The organism is Mesorhizobium sp. M4A.F.Ca.ET.090.04.2.1 (assembly GCF_003999085.1).
In the GTDB taxonomy this organism is placed as follows: Bacteria; Pseudomonadota; Alphaproteobacteria; order Rhizobiales; family Rhizobiaceae; genus Mesorhizobium.
In genome coordinates this window covers 1-6,991 of the sequence record NZ_RZOT01000316.1, presented here as the reverse complement: position 1 = coordinate 6,991, position 6,991 = coordinate 1, and the positions used below count along the sequence as shown (strand labels likewise).

7 protein-coding genes and 1 pseudogene are annotated in these 6,991 nt (G+C 64.3%); 5 read left to right on the top strand and 3 right to left on the bottom strand.

The window, feature by feature from the left end:
- The 4 genes from dnaG to EN781_RS21065 all read left to right on the top strand — a co-directional run.
- Positions 1-1,528: DNA primase (dnaG, locus tag EN781_RS21080; RefSeq protein WP_127400295.1), on the top strand; the 1,528-nt coding region annotated here is incomplete at its 5' end.
- 366 nt (positions 1,529-1,894) lie between these two features.
- Positions 1,895-3,925 (top strand): RNA polymerase sigma factor RpoD, encoded by a 2,031-nt coding sequence (gene rpoD / locus EN781_RS21075; protein ID WP_126058789.1) that lies wholly within the window; start codon positions 1,895-1,897, stop codon positions 3,923-3,925.
- Positions 3,926-4,142: 217 nt separating this feature from the next.
- Complete coding sequence (locus EN781_RS21070) at positions 4,143-4,436, top strand: GYD domain-containing protein (RefSeq protein ID WP_126058790.1); 294 nt, start codon at positions 4,143-4,145, stop codon at positions 4,434-4,436.
- A gap of 182 nt (positions 4,437-4,618) precedes the next feature.
- Positions 4,619-4,999: a DCC1-like thiol-disulfide oxidoreductase family protein gene (locus tag EN781_RS21065; protein ID WP_126058791.1), complete on the top strand. Its 381-nt coding sequence runs from the start codon at positions 4,619-4,621 to the stop codon at positions 4,997-4,999.
- Between the two features lie 52 nt (positions 5,000-5,051).
- Here the strand turns inward: EN781_RS21065 and EN781_RS21060 are convergent, their stop codons facing one another.
- Complete coding sequence (locus tag EN781_RS21060) at positions 5,052-5,309, bottom strand: DUF2798 domain-containing protein (protein ID WP_126058792.1); 258 nt, start codon at positions 5,307-5,309, stop codon at positions 5,052-5,054.
- A gap of 270 nt (positions 5,310-5,579) precedes the next feature.
- Here EN781_RS21060 and EN781_RS21055 point away from each other — a divergent pair, with 270 nt between their 5' ends.
- Positions 5,580-6,248 carry a PadR family transcriptional regulator gene (locus EN781_RS21055; RefSeq protein ID WP_126058793.1) on the top strand — a complete coding sequence of 223 codons (669 nt, stop codon included), beginning with the start codon at positions 5,580-5,582 and terminating at the stop codon, positions 6,246-6,248.
- 92 nt (positions 6,249-6,340) lie between these two features.
- On the opposite strand, the gene EN781_RS21050 is transcribed toward EN781_RS21055, so the two are convergent.
- Positions 6,341-6,601: a YiaA/YiaB family inner membrane protein gene (locus tag EN781_RS21050; RefSeq protein WP_126058794.1), complete on the bottom strand. Its 261-nt coding sequence runs from the start codon at positions 6,599-6,601 to the stop codon at positions 6,341-6,343.
- Between the two features lie 39 nt (positions 6,602-6,640).
- Positions 6,641-6,991 (bottom strand): annotated as a pseudogene (locus EN781_RS21045) (PspA/IM30 family protein); the annotation flags it as partial.

Below are 6,991 nucleotides of genomic sequence, written 5' to 3'. Positions count from 1 at the left end.
GGCCCGCGCCTATCTGAGGGAGCGTGGTCTGACCTCGGCGACACAGCAGTCGTTTCGGCTGGGTTATGCGCCGGACAGCCGCAATGCGCTCAAGGAACATCTTGCCGCCAAGGGCGTGCCGAAGGCCGACATCGAGGCCTGTGGGCTGGTGCGGCATGGCGACGACATTCCGGTCTCCTATGACTGGTTCCGCGACCGCATCATGTTCCCGATCCCGGACTCGCGCGGCAAGATCATTGCCTTCGGCGGCCGGGCGCTGGCGCCCGATGCGCTCGCCAAATACATGAACTCGCCGGACACCGAGCTCTTCCACAAGGGCAACGTGCTCTACAATTTCGCCCGCGCCCGCAAGGCTCTCGCCAAGGGCGGCACCGTCATCGCGGTCGAAGGCTATATGGACGTGATCGCGCTGGCGCAGGCCGGCTTCGAGAACGCCGTGGCGCCGCTCGGCACAGCGCTCACCGAAAACCAGCTGGAGCTTCTGTGGCGCATGGCGCCGGAGCCGGTGCTCTGCTTCGACGGCGACAAGGCCGGGCTGAAGGCGGCGTGGCGGGCCGCGGATATGGCGCTGCCGGCCGTCCAACCTGGTCGCTCGGCGCGCTTTGCGCTGCTGCCGGAAGGAAAGGATCCCGACGATCTGGTCAAGGCCGAGGGGCCGGACGCTTTCCGCGCCGTGCTCGCCGACGCGCGGCCGCTGGTCGACCTTTTATGGATGCGCGAGACGGCGGGCGGCGTCTTTGACACCCCCGAGCGGCGGGCGGAACTCGAAAAGACGTTGCGCGAGTTGACCAGTCGCATCCGCGACGAGAGCCTGCGCTATCACTATCAACAGGAGATGCGCGAGAGGGTGCTGAGCTTCTTCGGCTCGCAGCGCGGCCCGCGGCAGGGCCGTCATGATGGCGGTCGACCGGGCGAGCGCGGCCAGGGCAAGGCTGCGGCACCCGGCGGACAATTCGCCAAGGGTGGCGGCGGCCGCATCGCGATCACCGAGAGCCTCGGCCAGTCGGCGCTGGTCAAGCGCGGCGAGGGCATGTCGGTGCGCGAGGCGACGATCATCGTGGCGCTGATCAACCATCCGGCGCTGATCGACGAGAATTTCGCTCACGTCGAATTCCTCGACCTTGCCAACAGCGATCTGAGGCGGCTGCATGCCGCCATCCTCGATGCCATGGCGCATGACATGGCCAATGATCGCGGCGCCGTGATCGCGACGATCGAGCGTGCTGGCTGCGGCGAGGTTTGGGAGCGCGCGGTGGCGCTGATCAAGCGCGCCAGGCAATGGCCGGCGCTGGAGACCGCCGCGCTCGAGGATGCCCGCGATGCCTTCAACCAGGCGCTGCACTTGCAGCGCAGCGCGCGCACCTTACATAGAGAACTGAAACAGGCGCAGGCAGCGCTCGACGCGGATCCATCGGACGAAAATTTCCGGCATCTGGTCGAGATTCAGGCGCAATTCAACGATGTGCAGGCAACGGAAGCGCTGATCGAAGGGTTCGGCGTGTCCTCGGGCAGGGTTGGACGCGTATAGGGTCCAACCTCGTCCAGGGAGCGAAATGGAAATGTCCCCGCGTCGAATCGACGCCTCTAAGTCGGGTAATTGATTCGCTTTTTTCATGCGAATCATGCGAGAGGCGCTTGACCTTCTGGCAGAATGGCGGAATCAGGACGATTCGAAATATTAACCCGTGCCAGGCGTCGACGGGAAAATTGAGCGATGCCGGGTACTGGTCACTGGACGGGCAAAAGGCCTGCCACAGATATCAGGGTTAATCTGGACTTAACGAGAGATGCGGTTACTGGCCCGGTGAAGAGCGTTCTGGTGCGAGCGCATCCGATTTGACCGGCACTGCAGCTTACGCGGCTTCGCTAGAAAGCCGCTTGGAGACGACAAAGAATGGCGACAAAGGAAAAGGAAGAGGTCGAGACCGAACGTGAAGGCGCCACTGATGGCCCTCTGCTCGACCTTTCCGATGATGCTGTCAAGAAGATGATCAAGGCCGCCAAGAAGCGCGGCTACGTCACGATGGACGAGCTGAACTCGGTGCTGCCTTCGGAGGAAGTGACCTCCGAGCAGATCGAGGACACGATGGCGATGCTTTCCGACATGGGCATCAACGTCGTCGAGGACGACGAGCAGGGCGAGGAACCCGAAGGCGGCGACTCTGGCGCCGACGCCGAGGAAGATGCCAATGAGCTCGCCGAGCAGACCGGCACGGCGGTCGCCACCACGACCACCAAGAAGGAGCCGACCGATCGCACCGACGATCCGGTGCGGATGTATCTGCGCGAGATGGGCTCGGTCGAGCTTCTGTCGCGCGAGGGCGAAATCGCCATCGCCAAGCGCATCGAGGCCGGCCGCGAGACGATGATCGCGGGCCTGTGCGAAAGCCCGCTGACCTTCCAGGCCATCATCATCTGGCGCGACGAGCTCAACGAATCGAAGATCCTGCTGCGCGAGATCATCGACCTGGAAGCCACCTATGCCGGGCCGGAAGCCAAGCAGGCGCCGGTGGTCGAGCGGATCGAGGAAGCCCCCAAGGCCGAGGAAAAGCCGCGCGGCCGCGCCGCCGCGCGCGAAGAAGAGGACGACATCACCAATGTCGGCGCCGACACCCGCGGGCTGGAAGAGGACGAGGACGACGAGGACGAGGCGAGCCTGTCGCTGGCGGCGATGGAAGCGGAACTGCGTCCGCAGGTGATGGAGACGCTCGACGTCATCGCCGACACCTACAAGAAGCTCCGCAAGCTGCAGGACCAGCAGGTCGAGAACAGACTGGCCGCCGCCGGCACGCTGTCGCCAAGCCAGGACCGCCGGCTGAAGGAGTTGAAGGACCAGCTGATCAAGGCGGTGAAGTCGCTGTCGCTCAACACGGCGCGCATCGAGGCGCTCGTCGAGCAGCTCTACGACATCAACAAGCGGCTGGTGCAGAACGAAGGCAAGCTGCTGAGGCTCGCCGAGAGCTATGGCGTGCGCCGCGAGGAATTCCTCAAGGAGTACCAGGGCTCCGAGCTCGACCCGAACTGGACGCGCTCGATCGCCAACCTGACCTCGCGCGGCTGGAAGGAATTCACCAAGAACGAGAAGGACGCGATCAAGGACCTGCGCGCCGAGATCCAGAACCTCGCCACCGAAACGGCGATCTCGATCTTGGAATTCCGCAAGATCGTCAACCAGGTGCAGAAGGGTGAGCGGGAAGCCGCCATCGCCAAGAAGGAAATGGTCGAGGCGAACCTTCGCCTCGTCATCTCCATCGCCAAGAAATACACCAACCGCGGCCTGCAGTTCCTCGACCTGATCCAGGAAGGCAATATCGGCCTGATGAAGGCGGTCGATAAGTTCGAATACCGCCGCGGCTACAAGTTCTCGACCTACGCGACATGGTGGATCCGGCAGGCCATCACCCGCTCGATCGCCGACCAGGCGCGCACCATTCGCATTCCGGTGCACATGATCGAGACGATCAACAAGATCGTGCGCACCTCGCGCCAGATGCTGCACGAGATCGGCCGCGAGCCGACGCCGGAGGAACTGGCCGAGAAGCTCGCCATGCCGCTGGAAAAGGTGCGCAAGGTGCTGAAGATCGCCAAGGAGCCGATCTCGCTCGAAACGCCCGTGGGCGACGAGGAGGATTCGCATCTCGGCGACTTCATCGAGGACAAGATGGCGATCCTGCCGATCGATGCGGCGATCCAGGCCAATCTGCGCGAGACGACGACCCGCGTGCTCGCCTCGCTGACGCCGCGCGAGGAACGTGTGCTGCGCATGCGCTTCGGCATCGGCATGAACACCGACCACACGCTGGAAGAGGTCGGCCAGCAGTTCTCGGTCACCCGCGAGCGCATCCGCCAGATCGAAGCCAAGGCGCTGCGCAAGCTCAAGCACCCGAGCCGGAGCAGAAAACTGCGGAGCTTCCTGGATAGCTGATACCGGCTTGGACATATCTTCGAAAGGGCGCCTTTGGCGCCCTTTTTTCGTGGAGACATGGACGATGGCGGCCCAGCGGCAGGCTCTTGCCGCCTCGGTCTTTCAGGCGGATAATTTCCACGTCGGATGCGTTTTCCGGGCGACAAACCGGATGCCCGCCCCGGTGGAAGGTCCGCGACCTTAACGCCGTGCTCCGTGGCGCCGGAGGAGGTGTGCCATGACGACTTACATCATGCTGCTCAACTGGACCGAGCAGGGTGCCAGAAATGTGCGCGAGTCACCGAAGCGGCTCGACGCCGCCAAGAAGCAGCTGGGCGACATGGGTGGATCGTTCAAGGCGTTCTACCTGACCATGGGCGAATGCGACATGGTGGCCGTCGTCGAGGCGCCGGACGATGCGGTGCTCGCGCGCTTCGCGCTGATGCTGGCGGTGGGCGGCAGTGTAAGGACGCGAACCCTGAAGGCATTCCCGGAATTCGCCTATCGCGAGATCATTACCTCACTGGGATGAATCGCGGCCCGGGTGAATCCGGGCTAGTCCTCACCGCATGTTCAAGCGCGGCGTGCCCGAGCGGTTCACACGGCGCGGCTTAGGCTGTTGTCTTATGCATGTCGATGTCCCAAAACCGCTGCGCACTTTTGGGCGACATGCACTGGGGCATTGCCGGATCGTGCGGGAGGTCGCGCCTCGACATGTCCAAGCCATCGCTCACCGTCTGGTACAACACGCGCTGCCCGGTCTGCGATGCCGGCATCAGCAGGCAGAAGCGGCGACTGGTCGAGGCGGTCAAGGCGGGCCGGATCAAGTTCCGTGACATCAATCTCGAGCCGTCGGCGCTTGCCGGATACGGCGCCTCGCTGGAGGATATCCGCCGCCGCCTGCATGCCACCGACGCGGAGGGCAGGCTGCTGGTCGGCGCCGACGTCGCGATCGCGGTGTGGCGGAGAACGCCGGGCGAGGGCTGGCTGGCGGCGCTGCTCGGCAACCCCGTCCTCCTGCCGCTGACACGTCTTGCCTACGATCGCTTCGCCGATCTTCTCTACGTCTGGAACCGGCGCAAGGGCCGCTGGTAGACGAAGGGCTCGCCGATGAGGGGAGGCCCGGATCCGGTCCGGGCCTTGCCGGCTATCTGGAGGCGGGGTCGCACAGCCAGCCGACGATGCGGCGCACCACCGGCAGAACCATGAGCAGCGTCGGAAACGCCACCAGCCAGGAGAGGCCCCAGGCCGTCAGCCAGACGGCCGGCAGGCCCGGCTGAAGCCCAAGGCTCTTCAGCGTCGAGATGAACGAGACGATGAAGGTCATCAACAGCGACAGCACCAGCGGAGTGAGAACAGCGGCATAGCGCGCGGGCAATCTGCCGCGCTTGCGGGTCGTGGTCATTGGGATTTTCCCTGAGGTGTCCGGTCGAGCGCATAGGCATCCGTTGGCCGCTTGCGGCGCAATTGCCCGGAACGACCGGGGATGGATGCGTTGTTTGACGTCAGACGCTTACGGAGCGGTCGTCGACCCTCGCGCGCCTTTTAGCGGCGAGCTTTTGCGAAATCAATCCCGCTGGCGCCATTTTCAGATACATCGTAAGATATATCTTGACTCGAGGAAACGGCGGGCCTAATTGAGATATATCGTAAGACATAACTCAAGGAGCAATCCATGCACAGACATCATCCTTTCGGCGAGCGCGCCGAGCGCGCTTTCCTGCATATGGCCGGCAAGTTCGGCGGTCGCGGCGGCGGTTTCGGTCCGTTCGGGGCGGGCATGCGCGGCGGCGGCCGCGGCGGCCCGGGCGACATGTTCCGCGCCGGGCGCATGCTGGCCGACGGCGATCTCAAGCTGATCACGCTGTCGCTGCTGGCCGAGGCGCCGCGCCACGGCTACGACATCATCAAGGCGCTGGAGGAGCGCACCAGCGGCATCTACAGCCCAAGCCCGGGCGTGGTCTATCCGACGCTGACCTTCCTGGAAGAGGCGGGCTATGCCATCTCCTCGGCGGAGGGCAACAAGAAGGTGTTCTCGATCACCGAGGCCGGACAGGCGCATCTCGACGAGAACCGCGAGATGATCGACCACGTGCTCGACCATCTCGAACGCTTCGGCCGCAAGATGGCCAAGGCGCGCGACTGGTTCGGCTGGAACGACGACGGCGAGGAGGGCGGCCGGCATCGCGGGCGCCACGAAAAGCGCGATGCGTTCCGTGCCGTGCGCCACCGGCTGCGCGCGGCGCTCAGCGAAATCGTCGATGCGCCGGAAGACAAGCAGGCGCAGGCGATGAGCATCCTGGAAGATGCCGCCGCGGCGCTTGAAGCGCTGTCGCGCCGCTGAAGCCGCCAGCAACCCACGCAAAAAAAAGCCCGGAAGATCCGGGCTTTTTTCGTTGCTGGAGCCGCACGTATCTGGGACGTGCCTGCCGGCGGTCATTCCTTGCCGACATATTCGCTGATCAGCTTTTCGTTGCGCGCCTTTTCGATCTTGGCAGTCGTCTCGGCGGCGACGCGCTCGTCGGTGCGGTATTTGACGAGGTTGACCAGGCTGCCGGTGAGCAAGAGCACGCCCATGCCCCAATAGCCCTTGGTCGACAGGTCGACCGGAGCGAGCCACAGCGACAGGCCAAGCATGAAATAGGCGATGCCGACCGAGATGGTGTTGAACATGATGTAGGTCTGATTGGCGTTCATTGTCGTTGTCCCTTTGGTTGGTGAGGTAGGTTTCGTGGATCAGTGCGTGGATTTCAGGCGCTCGAGCACGTCCTGTGCCCGGACCTTGGTCGAGGGGCCGTGGCCTGCCTCCTCCAGCTTGCCGCGGATGGCTTCCTGGCTGAGGCCGGCATCGATCTCGTCGAGGATGCTGGCTTCCTCGAACGGGTCGCCGCGCTCCCGGATGCGGGCGAGCAGCGCCTCTGCCTCGTTGAGGCTGGCCGTCCGGCCGATGGAACGGTTGAGGCGTCGCTGCGCCTTCTGCTCGGCGTCGATGGCGCGCGCCGAGATCATGCCCTGGTTGAGGTCGACGATGCGTCGGTGCGCCTGTTCCAGCGACAGGCGCACCGACGCATCGTCGACCTCAACCAG